Consider the following 15,952-nt stretch of genomic DNA (forward strand, 5'->3'; position numbering starts at 1 on the left):
CTTATAACAGCATCAGGAAAAACCAACTGTGGTTCAAGTATCCGTATCCTCCTCTCCCCTACTTCATCAAGAAGGGAAACAGACTTTAAAAGACAGGCTGAGGCAATTAGCTCAAAGGATTATTGAAGGTAATCACATCACTAGAGCAGAAGCTCTAATTCTCACAGAAATTGAAGGACAGGAAAATATTTTATTGTTATGCGAGGCTGCTGATTATATTAGACATGCTTGTTGTGGAACAACAGTGGATCTGTGTAGTATTGTCAATATAAAATCGGGAAACTGTTCGGAAGATTGTAGCTTTTGCTCCCAATCTGCTCGCTATCAGGGAGGAGATTCTCCTGTTTATGGACTCAAGTCTTCTAAAGAAATTATTGATCAGGCTAAGTCCGCGGCAGCAGCTGGGGCAAAGCGATTTTGTTTAGTGAGTCAAGGGCGAGGTTTTAAATACCAAGGAGCAAACTCTAAGGAATTTGAGCAAATTTTAGAAACTATCCAACTCATCACCGCCACAACAAAAATTAAGCCTTGCTGTGCTTTAGGAGAAATTACGCTCGAACAAGCTCAGTCCTTGAAGGAAGCAGGAGTTACCCGCTATAATCATAATCTGGAAACCTCCGAAAACTTTTATACTGAGATAGTTACAAGCCATAGTTGGCGTGACCGCGTTGAGACTGTTAAAAATCTTAAAGAAGTCGGCATTCAAGCCTGTTCAGGGGGCATTTTAGGTATGGGAGAAACATGGGAAGATCGAATAGATCTTGCTCTAGCTCTAAGGGAATTAGAGGTAGAATCTATTCCTATAAATTTGCTTAATCCCAGGAAGGAAACCCCTCTTGGGGATCGTTCCAGACTTGAGCCCTTTGAGGCACTTAAAGCAATCTCTATTTTTCGCTTTATCCTCCCTCAACAAATTCTTCGTTATGCAGGAGGACGAGAAATAATTATGGGTGAACTACAAAGCCTAGGGTTAAAAGCTGGAATTAATGCTATGCTAGTCGGACATTATCTGACAACCCCTGGACAACTCCCAGAACTGGATATTGCTATGCTTGAATCGTTAGGACTACAAGGTGGTGAAGCTCCAATTCCTGGTGAATATCAAACACAATTGTAACAAATCAAAACCTATCTTTACCTCAAAATTACCCCCGATATAAGGTGTCTGCTACCAATGAGTTTCTCTGGGCGATAATTGGTCTATTATTAACGGTTTTCAGTACGTTCGTGCAGGCCTTTATAGTGAGTTTGCCGTGGAATTGGGAACAACAAAGTATAGGATCACTCCCTTTGGGAGTAACCTGTCAAGTAGGAGCCGTACTATTAACAGGATGTGTGGGAGGAAAAAATGCTGGTGTCTTGTCGCAAATTGCTTATATTTTCTTAGGTTTGTTCGGACTACCTGTCTTTGCTCAAGGTGGAAGCCTAAATTACTGGCAAGAGCCCAGCTTTGGTTATCTGTTAGGATTTATCCCAGGAGCTTGGCTATGTGGTTTTATAGCTTCTCAGGCTAGGCAAAAATTGGAATGTTTAGCCTGGAGTGCTGTATGTGGATTATTTATGATTCATCTATGTGGCTTAGTATATTTAATCGGGTTATCTTTCTTAAATCCTACAACAGTTCCTCTTAAGAACTTACCTGAGTTTATCATGAATTATTCCGCCAACCCCTTACCCAGTCAGTTAGCAATTGCTTGTGCTGTCGCTGTAGCGGCTTTCATCTTACGTAAACTGTTATTTTATTAAAGGACTTTATTTGAGCAGAAATTAGGGTTGTAAGTCACCCTAAACATAGCGGACACACATGAGAAAAAACAGTTTTTTTTGGCTGGTTGGCCTAGCTGGTTTAATAATTGATCAAATAACTAAATATTGGGTTACTCAATGGTTTACAAATTTAGGACAGACTATTCATATCTGGTCAGGAGTATTCCATTTGACCTATGTTATTAATACGGGGGCTGCATTTAGTTTTTTTACCGGAGGTGCAAAATGGCTACGCTGGCTTTCATTAGGGGTTAGTTTAAGTTTAATGGTTTTAGCTTTGTGGGGAAGTAGAATGAAGTTTACGGAACAGTTAGGTTATGGATTTATCTTAGCAGGAGCATTGGGAAATGGAATAGATCGTTTTTTATTTGGATATGTGGTTGATTTTCTCGACTTTCGATTAATTCAATTTCCTGTTTTTAATTTAGCTGATATTTTTATTAATTTTGGGATTATTTTTTTACTAGTTGCTAGTTTTTCCGAGCCATCATCTTCTCATAAGTCAGACTTTTGAGTTTTAAAGGTTATTTGTTTCAGTATCCCCCAGAAAATAGCTATGATGTATTGAGGCTATGTTTATGTTAATAGTCTTACAGATTTAAAATCTTTCCCAAATCATAGTACTGTTAATTAGAGAGATTAGTATCATTCACTATTGTTTACTAAGATAACGGTTAGCAGGTAACTAATTATTGATGTAATAGAATAAAATCAAAGTTTAATTAATGTATGATTGTTTGTTTTGTATTTATTAAGTTAATTATTCTAACTTATTGCTCTTTATAGAGTTGCTCACATGGTATTTTATACCATAATAAGTCAGACAGTTTAAAATAAGAGTAAAAGTATTGTTGCTAGTTACGGATCAATAGTAGTAATCTACTAATGTAGAGGAATGTTTATGAACGTTTTTGGTATTGGACTCCCAGAAATGGCGTTAATTTTTGTAATTTCCTTATTAGTTTTTGGACCTAAAAAACTACCAGAAATTGGACGAAGTTTAGGCAAAGCTATTCGAGGGTTTCAAGAAGCCTCTAAAGAGTTTGAAAATGAGTTTAAGCGTGAAGCTCAAAAATTAGAGAGTTCTGTTACGATGCAAGCTCAATTAGAGGACAATAAAGTTGCTAAACCATCATCTTTAAACAGTTCTGTCAAGGAGACAATAAATAACACACAACAAGAGTAGATAGTCAATAAATTGGTATTTAACTTACTTAGCAGCTTAAACAATGTGGAGAAATACTTGAAGAGGAAATTTAAATGAGTGAACAAAGTCCCTATGAGGTTCTGGGAATTAATGATTCAGCCTCATTTGAGGAGATACAAGAAGCAAAAAATCGTTTAAGTCAAAAATATTGTAAAGATAATAAAGTCGTTGAAAGTATTGAAGTTGCCTATGACGCTATTATCATGGATCGTCTGAGAATGAGACAAGAGGGAAAGATTAAAGTACCATATCGTATTCGTTTCCCAGAAAAATCAGTAGAGATTCCTTCAACTCCTCTTCCCCTATCTTTAGATAATTCTCTCCCGTGGCTACAAGGTTTTATTAACACACCATCTTATGACGATGTTCTTTGGACAACTGGGATATTTGCGACTTTATTTATTTTTATTATCTTTGTATCTTTTAGTAAAATTCCTTTGATTTTAATGTTAGGAGTTTTTGTCAATATCTATTTTCTTAACCGTAAGGGAGGACAAATTGGAAGAGCGTTTTTGATAACTATCATTGGTTTATTAATTGGTGTAGGATTAGGGACAGGTATCATTAGTTTGCTAAGTAGCTCCAATTTAACTATCTTCTTAGAGTCAGACAAGTTAGCAGGTTTCATTACACTAATTGTATTTTGGTTTATTAGCAGTTTTATTCATTAAAATAAATAACTAGGATCGAGTTAAGACAGTTATCTAGTACTGTTCACCACTGTCTGTAAGTAGCATTTGCTATCTATAAGTTTCACATAATTTTATACAAAAAATCAATTAAGTAAAGACTGCATAGTTCAAGGCTAAATTAACTCGATGTAAATTAACTAACGCTTTAATTCTGTTTTATCTACATAGCTTGCCTCAATTATACTTCTTTTTAGAACAGTGTTAGAAACTAGACTTGCCATGGTAAGATTAGTTCTTACTAACTAATTTTGAAAACATAAGTGGTTACCATCTATTGTAGTTAGAATACATTAATTGATTTAAAAGAGCTTAGAGCCTTATTTCATATATTCTACTTTTAATAAATAATTTAAAGCTATATATTTACTCGGATTTCAATGGAGACAATAAGTTTTCTAAACTGGGACTATATCCTAAATATTTAATTATAGATTCACATACTTCTTAGTATATTCTTTCAACGTTTAGGAATTAGATATTTTATCTATTCCATGAACAGTAATTATAAAGTTGCCGTCTAGATAAAAATAACAAATATGTCACAAAAGTAAGAATATCAATCAATTTATGCAAAATTCACTATTGCAAGCAATCTTTATATTAAAATCAAAACTTGTATCTTTTCTATATCTAATCTTCAATTTTAGATTGTAGTGATTAGTTTAATAATTTATTTGGTTATCCTATTTTTAGATTATCTAATACAATTACTATATTAAAATAATCACTACAAATTACAAGACTATAAATACAAAATAAATAATAAAAATCTTTGTTTGATTTACAGATAACTATTTTATTTTCAGATATGATTTTCATTGAGTTTATTTAGTAAAATTTACAATAGCTTTTAGATTCAAAGATACCCTTTAAATTAAATCAAACAGTTCTAATCCAATAACAGAGTGTGATTAGGGAAATTTTAAGGATTTTGTTAATATTAATGTCACAAGCGAGCCATTGGAGAACATTCCAAAATTATGAGCCAATCTACTAAACCCACCGTAATCTCCCCTTCCATTCTCTCGGCTGACTTTAGTCTTTTAGGAGAAGAGGTCCGAGCTGTAGACGAAGCAGGAGCTGATTGGATCCATGTCGATGTCATGGACGGTCGTTTTGTTCCTAACATCACTATTGGTCCACTAGTCATTAAAGCGATTCGTCCTTACACAAATAAACCTTTGGATGTTCACTTAATGATTGTTGAACCTGAAAGATATATTGCTGATTTTGCTGAAGCTGGTGCTGATATTATTTCCGTTCATGCTGAACATAACGCATCCCCTCATCTACATCGCACTCTAGGACAAATTCGAGAGTTGGGTAAAAAGGCTGGTGTAGTTCTTAATCCTTCTACTCCCCTAAACTTAATCGAGTATGTTCTGGAACTATGTGACTTAATACTGATTATGAGTGTTAATCCGGGATTTGGTGGTCAAAGCTTTATTCCCGAAATGGTGAATAAAATCAGTGCACTGCGTCAGATATGTGATGAACGCGGACTAGATCCTTGGATTCAGGTTGATGGGGGGTTAAAACCAGACAATACTTGGCAAGTTTTAGAAGCAGGTGCTAACGCTATTGTCGCTGGGTCGGCGATTTTCGGAGCTCCTCACTATGGTGAAGCTATTGAAAAAATTAGAAACAGCAAGCGTCCTCAACCAGAATTAGCGGTAGTTTAATCTCTAAAATTTGGGCTTATGTTCCTATGAACTTAAAGCTCTTCAAAGGCGATCAGTTTGATCGCCTTTTGCACCAAATTAGCTCTCTGTTTGATTATTACGCTTCATCGTATGCAACTCTTGCAAAAGAACATCGATTTCAGCTTCTAGATGTAAATATTTGAGTTGCTGTATTGTTTGATAGGATGTGCTCAATTGTCTTACTGAGTTTTTCTCTATCTCCGTTTGTGGCCACTGCTGAGTCAAGGATTTAATAGAAGTCTGATGATTTTGTAAAGACGAATAGGTAAGGGTTTGAATAGTCATCTACTGTTTGATTAAGTAAAGTTACTTATTATTTATTGATACAACCCGAGTATTATAACTTAACTATGGGTTAAAGCATACGCTTATAGTATTCATTGTATAGATATAAAGAATTAAAAAATTTAATTTACTACATAATTTCGATTTTACTTAAATAAACTTTCAAATAAAATCGAAGCTTACTAAAAAACAATTAAGTTAAATTAATTAATTTATAATAATAGAATAATTTCTGTCTCCATTATTAGTATTTTTGCAACTTTTATGAAATTAAAGTTGATATTGACTTAGGAATTGACTGATGACTAGTCTACAATCTAAGATTATAAACTACATGTTTTTCAACATATTTAGTAATTGTTAAAAACGTTTAGTCAAACTAACGTGTAGTATTTAGCTTATTTATACTAAAGAATATATATCTGATATGGCTTTTAATTTATAATCACTACTTGTTTGTCAATGGGGTAGTCATATACACTTGTAGCACATGCATTTGTACTTTTGGAGACCAACATTATGCGAACCCTTCCACGGACTTCAACAACCGAGATGGAAGTTACCAGTATTCGCTTAGAACGAACTTTAAAGGAAAAGCTTAAAGAATTAGCCGGCAATCAGGGTTATCAAGCATTAATCAGGGATATTCTTTGGAACTATGTACAACAGAAGTCAGGAGATTACCGACCTCAATTTTCCAAAACTGATATTCGCGCTACCATTGAAGCCTCTGCCAAAAAAGATGAAAGTTGCGTTCTCACAGGTAAACTAATTCCAGAAAACGAACTCATGTTATTGGGATTGACTATTCATGGAGATCTAGTTCCTTTGAGTATGGAAAGTGTTACTAGTCATTAATACACTCCTTCATTCAAGTCTATGATTACAGTAGGGGGTTATTTCTAAATAAAATCATTGGTATGGTTTTTTTTCTCAATGGGAGGGTTTAGATTCTCAATATCTCTTTAAAACTCAGAGGTCAGACTCTCCCAATATATTTAGTTAGTCTATAAATTTTTTATAATATTGTTACGATAGTTTTCCTGTTTTGATTTTACTCCCAGTTATTCTTCTTACTTTTTACAAAGTAAATCGCTTTCATTTTATCATTAAATTAATTTAAATATATTTAAAAATTCAGTAAAACTTTATCAATTATCTGGTTGATTTGTAAAATTTAATATATAAAAAATTAACAACAAATTGATATAAATAACTATTATTATATCTCGTAATTATTATCAGTTAATTTACTTAAAAAACAAATGTTATCTTATCATCAGATAATGTGTAGTCTATTTCTATTTCTTTTTGTAAATCTTCTATTTTGATTAGTCAAAGCTTTCCCCTTATTTTTAGTACTTCAAAGAAAAGATATAGGTAATGTAGTTTAGTTTAGCTATAGTATTTCATACTAGCAAAAAAAATTTAGATTGTTTACGATTTTTTTGATTTATAGTTATTTAAGAGTCTATAAATTCACAAAAAAGTGATACTTAACTATATATTTATTCTATAGTCTAATACTATACATTTCTTTTATAAATTCTTTACAAATAGTTCTGAGCAATAGTTTTCTATTAAAGTACGTTAATATTGTTAATTTTCTTGTAGTCTTATTATATCTTTTTATAAATTATTTTTAATTTGTTAGCAACAATGGTTTTTCTCTATAAGTTATGAGAACAAACTTGTCAATGATTAATATTTTTTCTATATTTGACTGTTGATTGATTCGATAAACTATAATTAAGGTCAGAATTTTTTCATTAATTATAGATTGTTTACTCGATTATTATTTCGTGATAGACGATCAAAAGTTCTTTGCTAAACACTTTTATCATAATATTTTCGATAAATATTATGAGGTTAAAAAGATATGTAGACATTTCCCACTTTATCTTATTAGTAACGTATATATCTTGAATGGTTATTTAAACTTCAGTCGAAACAACTAACGCAGATAATAAAAATTAATGCTTTTGTATTTTAGTTCTCAACAAACATAGATTAATGCACTTAATATATTCACAGACTTTGTATTTTAGAACATAAAATTATGGCAGGAATTATCAACACTTTAAAATCATTAGTTGATCGACATCAAAACCAAGTTCGTAACCGAAAATTTGTTGAAGCAGTAATGGCTTCTATGGCATTACTAGCATTAGCAGATGGAGAGATCAGTTTTGCTGAATTAATGGCTAGAGATTACTTTCTTGATCATGTTCAGCAATTACAAATTATTGAACCAAACGAAGCAGCAGAATTATTTCGTTATTATGCTGACACTATAAAGGATGATATCAAAGTAGGACAAGATAAAGTCTGGAATCTAGTGTCAACTTTTTGTGGTGATGACATCTTAGCACCTTTGTTATTAAATATCTGTAAAGCTATTGCCGAAGCTGACACAAATTATAGTGAACAAGAACACACAATAATTATAAAACTGACTAAGATACTAGGTCTGAAAAATTATTAGCAATGTAGATTGATATTGTTCAAATAAAAATCAGATAATAGCTTTTTGAACTAACTAAAATCAACTATTTAAATAATATAAAAGCTATCTCTAAAAGACATTGTCTTACATAAATAATTAGTAGCTAAATAAATAGACAGTTTTTAATAACCTCGAATGAAACGTGATCGCTAATGATAACTTTCCCAATTTCTGTCGGAAGAATAAAACGAACTTTACCAGCTTTAATTTTCTTATCAGTTTGTAAAACGTTAATAACTTCATTAATTTTTAATATTTTAGGGAAAGTAGTTAGCAACCCTACTTTTGCAATCAGGTCATTTTGTCGCTTAACTTCCTCTTCAGTCCATAATTGTAATTTAACAGCAATTTTGCCTGCTGCTACCATTCCAATGCCAACTGCTTCTCCATGATTAATCGTTCCATATCCAGTTAAACTTTCTATCGCATGACCAATAGTATGACCGTAGTTCAAAATAGCCCGTAAATCTACCTCTTTTTCATCTCGGACTACCACATCTACTTTTGCTCGGCAAGAACTAACTATAATATATTGCAATAACTCACAACTTAAATCATCTAAATTATTAAGAGTTGTGGCTTGCTCTAATTGTTCAAATAGGTCCCGATTCCAGATAATTCCATATTTAACCACTTCCGCCATTCCTGCACGGAATTCCCTAACAGGTAAAGTTTTTAATACAAAAGGATCAATAAATACTAAACGGGGTTGATAAAACGCCCCAATAAGGTTTTTCCCTTGGGGATGATTGACACCTGTCTTACCCCCAATAGAAGCATCTACCATTCCCAAAAGGGAGGTAGGGACCTGAACAAAATTAATTCCTCTAAGCCATGTAGCTGCTGCAAATCCTGTTATATCACCAATAACTCCTCCTCCTAAAGCTATCATAGTCGATGAACGCTCAAGACGATTTTCTAAAGCAGAATCGTAAATTCGAGTTATTGTGTCCAGATTTTTATAGGATTCCCCAGAAGGAATCAAGTGGTCAAACACTTTAAATCCTGATCTAGTAAGCGAATCTACTACTATTTTTCCATAATGGTTGAAAATTTCTGGATTAGAAATTAGAATGATTTTTTGTCCAAGATCAAGCCTTTCAAGGTAGCTTCCCAATTGACTGAGAATATTTGAGGCGATCACAACTTGATATGAGGACTGTGGTAGTTTAACTTCAATAATTGAAGATGTCATGGATAGACTATTCCTTTTTCTTAATAAGTATTGTCAATATTAATCAATTGTAGATTACAATGACATAAGTTATATTGAATCAATAATAAAATATTTTATCCATTAGTTAATAAGCATAAGTAACAGCATTAAATAACAAATATAATTACTGAATAGCGGTTGCAATCAAATAATACAGGGAGGACATTATAATTAATAATCTCCAAATTTAAAGCTTATCTTTGCTGTTTTTTGAAAATCCTTAATATTTTTATTTGTATTAGCTTTTGTTAATTGCTTATGGGGACTTTTTGTAAATACAATTTAATACCATATGTAAATATGTTTTGCTTTGATAAATAATAATAGTCTCAACTACTAACAGAGTAAAATATATTTATATTATAAAGACAACCTGTGATATTTATATCTGATTGATAATATCACTATTTATGATAGCTCTTTATTTCTAGAAAAAGCACTATTTAACTATATAATATCCGACTTTAAATAATATAGTTTTACTTGTAAAAAATTCTAGGACAGAGTACAGAAACGCTTATAATAAGCTATTGTTTATGATTTAACTCATCCTTAATAATTTAGTTTTATTAAGGATGAGTTAAATCAATCTTATTTTTTAAATATTTGATTTATAAAATATTATTTTCAAAAAATTATAAAAAAAAAGGATTAGACATATATAATTTGTGAACATTTAAATTAGAACATATGGATTTTACTTTCTCTCAATTAATAAGCTATGATTCTGTATTAGCGAATTATTTGAGCTAAAAGTATTATTATTAAATAATAATGCCTATTAAGGAGCGTTTTCGAGTACAATGACTCAATAATCATTATCATCGGAGTCATTCACAAATGTCTACTTTTGCTGTTTGTGCTTTTGCAAGTTATCTAATTTTCTTTACAGTGATTGCTTTAGGCTTATATTTTGGTCTACGATCTACTAAAATTATCTAAAAATCGTTAGTAACCAATGATTCCTAATCATTGGTTATCGAGAAACTATATTTCAAGTTTCGCTTTTAAAGCAACTGCTTCGTAACGAGTATCATTTCAAAGTAGTGGATAGGATAAGCTAACACTTAAAAATAGTGCATGTTATGTTGTTATTTAATTTAGAATTCAATAGTCAATACTTGAAGTTAGTAGTGACTAGACGATAAAACAAGAATAGAGTAGCTATAAAAAAATTATACTAAATAATTAACGTAATTGGCATTATATAAGGTACCAATAATTATAGTGAACAATTAAGTAAAACCATTCTTATCAAGATATCTACTAGGGTTAACTGTGTCTACTTTTCTGAATATTTGAGATTGACTGACACTTGGTTAGGTTTAAACTGGATATATTCGCAGTCTCCGGTTAGGTTCTTTCCCAAGACTATTAGATTGTAAACGATAATGTTCTACTAATTCATGTTGCATTTTTCTTACTTTGGATGATCTCGGTAATAATTCTACAGGTTGTCCTTTAGGTAGTACGATCTGTTCTACTGCCAACCTAGCTTCTTCTAAAGCCTCAAATTCATCATCGTTACCCTCACGAGCAAGCAAATGTAGATCAGCTGTTTCAGGAACCTTTAACTCATCCATACCCAAGATTATTTGTAGAGTTCGGGTAATTTGGGGAATAGTATTAGACTTCACCCCATGAATGGGAATTTGACGAACCTTAGCAATTTGAAATAACTTAGATTTGTTCTTAATATGTGATCTTAAAGCCACCACTACGTCAGCATCATGTAAATCCTTAGTTAACACAATAGGAAGACTGAGAATTTCGATCACCTGTTCGATCTGTAATCGCCCAATACCGTAAGGGTAAATATATATAGGCCAATCTTCTCCATTTGGACCTGGAGTACGAACCCTATGGTCTATTTGCTCTGATTGATGCCAGGAAGCAGATAATAGACTATCAAATTCTGAAACTAGGGAAGGACTTACTTTTTGTCTAAGTAAAGTATCTACTGGACTCATCTTCCCTGATTTACGCCATCCTGTAGGATCTTCCGGTGTTTGTAATAAAGAATGACTTCCCAAAACATTATTGAGAGGTTTTTCAGATTGTTTCTGACTAATTTGAATATATCCGTGATTATCAACTGTTCTGATTGGAGAATTCGGTTTGCCACCACGCAGAATAAGATCAACAACTTGAGAGACATTCTCATGAATAACCCAACGCTGACACTCTAACATTTCAATAGCAATTTCAAAGGTTGGAGGAGCTTTTCGTTCTAATATAGTCTTTTGCGAACTCCGTCGTCTGGCTTCCTCATCTCCTAGTATTACTGCCTGAATACCTCCGACTAAATCAGAAAGAGTTGGATTTTTGATTAAATTTTTAATACAGTTACCGTGAGCAGTTCCCACCAATTGAACTCCCCTTTCAGCAATAGTACGAGCAGCTAATGCCTCGAGTTCAGTTCCAATTTCATCAATAACAATAACTTCCGGCATATGGTTCTCTACTGCCTCAATCATCACCTTATGCTGTAATTCGGGACTAGCCACTTGCATTCGTCGGGCACGACCAATTGCAGGATGGGGAATATCTCCATCTCCGGCAATTTCGTTAGACGTATCAATGATTACTACTCTTTTATGCAAATCATCTGCTAATACCCGTGCAATTTCTCTTAAAGCAGTAGTTTTTCCCACCCCAGGACGACCTAACATTAATAGAGATTTTCCTGTTTCTACTAAATCCTGAATTAGAGTAATAGTTCCAGAAATAGCTCGTCCCATACGACAGGTTAAACCGATAATCTCTCCATTACGATTGCGAATCGCACTAATACGATGTAGAGTGCGCTCGATTCCAGCTCGGTTATCACCACTGAAATGTCCAACACGTTCAATACTGTAATTTAAATCTTCAGCAGAAACAGGAGTATTTCCTAAATATGATGCTTCATCAAGAAAACGTACTTCAGGTAACCTTCCTAAATCCATTACAATTTCAATTAAGTTGTCGTTTTGAGGATGTTTCTCAATTTTTGTTCGAATGGTGGAAGGTAGAATTTCTAAGAGTTTATTGAGATCATCAACAATTTGTATTCCTTGAGAATAGATTGGTTCTGACATTAAAGATTCTGAAGTTAAGGATAATAGGAAAGAATTAAAAACAATATTTGTCTTGGGGTTCAACATAACTCAAAGAGTATCGTCAACGACAAAAATTTGATTTTAAATCAGTGGTATTTTAGGGAACATATCAAAGAATCTGCTATTTTTAAAGCTTTTAACAGTAAATTAGGTTGGTTTTCTAAGGCTAATTGGTGATTTAAGTTCATGGATTGAGTTTCTAACTGTCTTACTATAGGGGATAATACTGAGCGGGCATAACTACCGTAGGCAATACCGGACACAGCCACAGTAGATGAAACTGAAGGAGTTAATAGTCCTATTTCTCTTAATTTGGCAACAGTGTGATGATTGGTTCCTCCTGCTAGTTGGACAAATCCAGGTATTTGAGTATCGAGAACTTTTTGAGCTAATTTAATTGCCGCGTGGGTGGTTCCCTTACCAATATCTCCACTCATAGGACGACCATCAGTTTGCCAAATTAAAGGGATTGGTAGAGGAGAAATCGTTTCATAGAGAAAATAAAGATAGTCAACAAACCCAATCCCGTCGGGACAGCTAATAGAGAGCAATTCAAAACTACTAATCCAAGGAGCAATTGCTTGCCATAATTGTTTAAACTGATTTTCTCGTCCTACTTGAGTATGAATTTCTATGGCATCAACACCTATTCCTTGAATAAGAGGAATTATTTCTTTTGAAGAGATTAAATAGGAGTTACTTTTAATTAATTGATAAGGACAGACACGGATACAACGACCACATCCATAGCAACGACTTTCTAAGACCCCAAAGTTTCCTTGTTCAGATTCAATAATAGCTCGAGGAGGACAGATTGTTTCACACGGACGAAAACAGTTTGAGGGACAATTCTGGCTATCAAAATAAGCTTTCCGAAAATGTGGATCTTCCCCGTCATTTAAACTTACCATTAACCAAGGTGTTGCTTTTCTAGAGAATTTTTGATGTCTTTGACTATATTCTAATTTTTTAGCCATTTGTATAGCTGCTTTTGCGACGATAATCACACTAGTATCAGCTGACACGTCAATGCAGTCAGCACCAGCTAAGGCATAAGCCAAAACAAGAGTACGAATAGCTGGTAAATCCTGGAAACTAGCCCCACAAATTAGCTTAAACCAATTTCCTACTCTGAGAGATTGTAAAGGATAAGATGCGCTCACTCTGTCTATGCTAGTTTTTGGTTCACTTTTTATTTTAATAAATTCCCGTCGTGTTTAATCAAATCCTTATCCCGATTAAAGATAATAAAAACTCAATCAAGAAAAATATTTATCTAAAAAACTTTAGCAATAACACTATATGATAACACGTATCGTCTTGATACCCTAATAAAATTTAGTTAACCAAAAAGTTCAATATGTTTTTATTGTTTTTATTGTCAGTCGTTGAACCCCAAATCGACTGTTGCCAAACAAGAACTAATAATAAGGTTTACAGGTATTCAAGTTTTAGTTATGATCTCCCTAAATTTAAGGCAATTTTATACCATTAAACATTCTGTGTGAGGAAAGAATAGAAAAATGTTTAGTATAATTAATATATTACAATTTCTCTGCTTAATCCCTATTCTAGGGGGGACAATATTTTCAATCCTAACAGTTTTAACAATTCAATATTTTTTAAAGAATTCGAAGTCAGATATCATTGATAGTTTTACTCCACCCCTGACTGTTCTCAAACCAGTCCGGGGATTAGAAAAGAATTTAAAACATAATTTATGTACTATTGCCACTCAGGATTATCCAAACTATCAGGTTATTTACTCAGTTCAAGATCCTGAAGATCTTGCTTTTCCTATTCTAAAAGAAATTCAAGAAAAATTTGGTTCAAGTCGAATTTCTATAGTGGTAAGTACTCTTGAAGTAGGGGCTAATGGTAAAATTAATAATCTTTTAGGAGCCATCAAAGAGGCTCGTCACGACATTATTGTTATCAGCGATAGTGATACCAATTTACGACCAGATTATCTTAAAAAGATTGTAGCTCCTTTAGATAATCCCGAAGTAGGATGTGTCTGTACTTTATTTAAGGTAACAAAAGGTGATAGTTGGTTTGAGAAAATGGAACTTTTGAGCATCAATGCTGACTTTATACCTAGTGTTATTTTTGCAGAAGTAACAGGAGCTTCTAACGCTTGTTTGGGTCCTTCTATTGCCATTAAACAGTCTACTTTAAAAGAAATAGGTGGTTTAGACAGTTTAGCAGATTACCTAGTGGAAGATTATGAAATAGGACGGAGAGTATGGACTTCTGGTAAAAAGATGATTTTATTACCTTATATTATTGATACAGTAGTAAGTTTAAAAAATGTGCGTGATTGGTGGACTCATCAAGTATATTGGGATCAAAATACTTATTTAGCAAAACCTATTCCTTTCATTGCTACTATTCTTATTAGAAGTATTCCCTTTGCTTTATTATTCGCTTTGATTCGAGGAGATATAATCGGACTATATAATTTAATAGGAGTCATAATCATTCGTTTAATAACCGCAGGAATAACATCCTGGAAAATGGAAGATATAGAAGGAATTAAAAGTCTCTATTTATTGCCATTTCGTGACATATTAGGTTTAGCATTCTGGATATTATCATTTTCCCAAAGAACAGTGGTATGGCGTGGAGTAAAGTTCAAAGTTACTAGTCATGGTAAGATGGTAGTCTGTCATGACTTAAAAATAGGTGAAAATAACTAATTTTTAATCTAAACATTATTAATAATAAATAAAAAATTTGTGTATAGGTCTGCAACCATATTCAAGATTATTTTTGATAAAATTATATAGGATGACTATCTAATGTAATTTAGTACCTACTCTAAAAGAGAGGACTATAAATTTTATATTACTATTTAATGATTGATTTGTTATGACTGTTAATCATATTTATTGATCTTTGTTTTTTTACTAGATCTAATTTATTTTTTGACATGTAATTTCTTGTAAAATATATAAAATTTTTTACCTGTTTGGATAAATAGTAATTACAATTACTTTTGTAAGTCATAGGGTAGCCTCATAATTAATTCAGTTATTTTAAACTTAAAAATATTAATTTATTAAAATAAAAAAGTAATAATATATATTTTTTATAGTTTTAAGTTAATATTTGACAAATAAAATTAATGGATATATTTTAATCTTCAATACATTTTTGATATGTTTATTTTATAACAAAACTTAGTTATTATAAACTAATATTTTTCATGATTCTAGCTATCTATCATAATCATTAATATCTAAGCTTGATTTTATAAGCTATTGAAAATTTATTGGTTTATTACCCCATTTTTTGTCTATGATATTTATATATAAATTATCTAATATTTAATTTATTTTAAATAATTATTTATTTTTTATTACTTAAAGAAGATATAGTTTTTACTTACTTATAGACAAAGTATATTTAACTATATATTTAATAACAACTTTAGTTTCCTAATAATTATAATTCTAACGCTTTTTTAGAATTT

At 32.2% G+C, this 15,952-nt stretch carries 14 protein-coding genes; 10 read left to right on the plus strand and 4 right to left on the minus strand.

The features are described 5' to 3' along the window. Nucleotides 1-28: 28 nt before the first annotated feature. The 6 genes from bioB to rpe all read left to right on the plus strand — a co-directional run bounded on the left by bioB (nucleotide 29) and on the right by rpe (nucleotide 5,348). The gene (bioB, locus tag OXU93_RS03010; protein WP_267384407.1) at nucleotides 29-1,117 is read left to right on the plus strand and encodes a biotin synthase BioB; all 1,089 of its coding nucleotides are present in this window, start codon (nucleotides 29-31) and stop codon (nucleotides 1,115-1,117) included. Between the two features lie 44 nt (nucleotides 1,118-1,161). After that, on the plus strand, nucleotides 1,162-1,746 hold the full coding sequence (locus tag OXU93_RS03015) for a biotin transporter BioY (protein WP_267384408.1): 585 nt from the start codon (nucleotides 1,162-1,164) through the stop codon (nucleotides 1,744-1,746). A gap of 58 nt (nucleotides 1,747-1,804) precedes the next feature. Beyond that, entirely contained in the window at nucleotides 1,805-2,281 is a 477-nt protein-coding gene (gene lspA / locus OXU93_RS03020) for a signal peptidase II (RefSeq protein ID WP_267384409.1), read from the plus strand. Between the two features lie 387 nt (nucleotides 2,282-2,668). Beyond that, nucleotides 2,669-2,953: a TatA/E family twin arginine-targeting protein translocase gene (locus OXU93_RS03025; protein ID WP_267384410.1), complete on the plus strand. Its 285-nt coding sequence runs from the start codon at nucleotides 2,669-2,671 to the stop codon at nucleotides 2,951-2,953. A gap of 74 nt (nucleotides 2,954-3,027) precedes the next feature. Beyond that, on the plus strand, nucleotides 3,028-3,645 hold the full coding sequence (locus tag OXU93_RS03030; protein WP_267384411.1) for a CPP1-like family protein: 618 nt from the start codon (nucleotides 3,028-3,030) through the stop codon (nucleotides 3,643-3,645). A 1,001-nt stretch (nucleotides 3,646-4,646) separates the two neighbouring features. Further along, nucleotides 4,647-5,348: a ribulose-phosphate 3-epimerase gene (rpe, locus tag OXU93_RS03035; RefSeq protein WP_267384412.1), complete on the plus strand. Its 702-nt coding sequence runs from the start codon at nucleotides 4,647-4,649 to the stop codon at nucleotides 5,346-5,348. A 78-nt stretch (nucleotides 5,349-5,426) separates the two neighbouring features. Here the strand turns inward: rpe and OXU93_RS03040 are convergent, their stop codons facing one another. Then, nucleotides 5,427-5,654 (minus strand): hypothetical protein, encoded by a 228-nt coding sequence (locus tag OXU93_RS03040; RefSeq protein ID WP_267384413.1) that lies wholly within the window; start codon nucleotides 5,652-5,654, stop codon nucleotides 5,427-5,429. 519 nt (nucleotides 5,655-6,173) lie between these two features. On the opposite strand from OXU93_RS03040, the gene OXU93_RS03045 reads away from it, so the two are divergent. Continuing rightward, on the plus strand, nucleotides 6,174-6,512 hold the full coding sequence (locus OXU93_RS03045; RefSeq protein ID WP_267384414.1) for a hypothetical protein: 339 nt from the start codon (nucleotides 6,174-6,176) through the stop codon (nucleotides 6,510-6,512). 1,201 nt (nucleotides 6,513-7,713) lie between these two features. Beyond that, nucleotides 7,714-8,139 (plus strand): TerB family tellurite resistance protein, encoded by a 426-nt coding sequence (locus OXU93_RS03050; protein WP_267384415.1) that lies wholly within the window; start codon nucleotides 7,714-7,716, stop codon nucleotides 8,137-8,139. Between the two features lie 124 nt (nucleotides 8,140-8,263). Here the strand turns inward: OXU93_RS03050 and aroB are convergent, their stop codons facing one another. Continuing rightward, the gene (gene aroB, locus OXU93_RS03055) at nucleotides 8,264-9,355 is read right to left on the minus strand and encodes a 3-dehydroquinate synthase (RefSeq protein WP_267384416.1); all 1,092 of its coding nucleotides are present in this window, start codon (nucleotides 9,353-9,355) and stop codon (nucleotides 8,264-8,266) included. Between the two features lie 861 nt (nucleotides 9,356-10,216). On the opposite strand from aroB, the gene petL reads away from it, so the two are divergent. Continuing rightward, nucleotides 10,217-10,318 carry a cytochrome b6-f complex subunit PetL gene (gene petL / locus OXU93_RS03060; RefSeq protein ID WP_267384417.1) on the plus strand — a complete coding sequence of 34 codons (102 nt, stop codon included), beginning with the start codon at nucleotides 10,217-10,219 and terminating at the stop codon, nucleotides 10,316-10,318. Nucleotides 10,319-10,701: 383 nt separating this feature from the next. Here the strand turns inward: petL and OXU93_RS03065 are convergent, their stop codons facing one another. Next, nucleotides 10,702-12,522 (minus strand): R3H domain-containing nucleic acid-binding protein, encoded by a 1,821-nt coding sequence (locus OXU93_RS03065; RefSeq protein WP_416378779.1) that lies wholly within the window; start codon nucleotides 12,520-12,522, stop codon nucleotides 10,702-10,704. A 41-nt stretch (nucleotides 12,523-12,563) separates the two neighbouring features. Continuing rightward, complete coding sequence (ldpA, locus tag OXU93_RS03070; protein WP_416378780.1) at nucleotides 12,564-13,640, minus strand: circadian clock protein LdpA; 1,077 nt, start codon at nucleotides 13,638-13,640, stop codon at nucleotides 12,564-12,566. Nucleotides 13,641-14,000: 360 nt separating this feature from the next. On the opposite strand from ldpA, the gene OXU93_RS03075 reads away from it, so the two are divergent. Next, a complete protein-coding gene (locus tag OXU93_RS03075) occupies nucleotides 14,001-15,176 on the plus strand; it encodes a glycosyltransferase (protein WP_267384419.1) in 1,176 nt (391 codons plus the stop codon). Nucleotides 15,177-15,952: the final 776 nt, after the last annotated feature.

The organism is Cyanobacterium sp. uoEpiScrs1 (assembly GCF_947331815.1).
Taxonomy (GTDB): Bacteria; Cyanobacteriota; Cyanobacteriia; order Cyanobacteriales; family Microcystaceae; genus Rippkaea.

Bases quoted from the DNA above. Each gene is read 5' to 3' on its own strand.
- aroB (WP_267384416.1), bottom strand. From the start codon at position 9,355: ATGACATCTTCAATTATTGAAGTTAAACTACCACAGTCCTCATATCAA.
- petL (WP_267384417.1), top strand. From the start codon at position 10,217: ATGTCTACTTTTGCTGTTTGTGCTTTTGCAAGTTATCTAATTTTCTTT.
- OXU93_RS03040 (WP_267384413.1), bottom strand. From the start codon at position 5,654: ATGACTATTCAAACCCTTACCTATTCGTCTTTACAAAATCATCAGACT.
- OXU93_RS03075 (WP_267384419.1), top strand. From the start codon at position 14,001: ATGTTTAGTATAATTAATATATTACAATTTCTCTGCTTAATCCCTATT.
- OXU93_RS03045 (WP_267384414.1), top strand. From the start codon at position 6,174: ATGCGAACCCTTCCACGGACTTCAACAACCGAGATGGAAGTTACCAGT.
- OXU93_RS03030 (WP_267384411.1), top strand. From the start codon at position 3,028: ATGAGTGAACAAAGTCCCTATGAGGTTCTGGGAATTAATGATTCAGCC.
- OXU93_RS03065 (WP_416378779.1), bottom strand. From the start codon at position 12,522: ATGTTGAACCCCAAGACAAATATTGTTTTTAATTCTTTCCTATTATCC.
- rpe (WP_267384412.1), top strand. From the start codon at position 4,647: ATGAGCCAATCTACTAAACCCACCGTAATCTCCCCTTCCATTCTCTCG.
- lspA (WP_267384409.1), top strand. From the start codon at position 1,805: ATGAGAAAAAACAGTTTTTTTTGGCTGGTTGGCCTAGCTGGTTTAATA.
- OXU93_RS03025 (WP_267384410.1), top strand. From the start codon at position 2,669: ATGAACGTTTTTGGTATTGGACTCCCAGAAATGGCGTTAATTTTTGTA.
- OXU93_RS03050 (WP_267384415.1), top strand. From the start codon at position 7,714: ATGGCAGGAATTATCAACACTTTAAAATCATTAGTTGATCGACATCAA.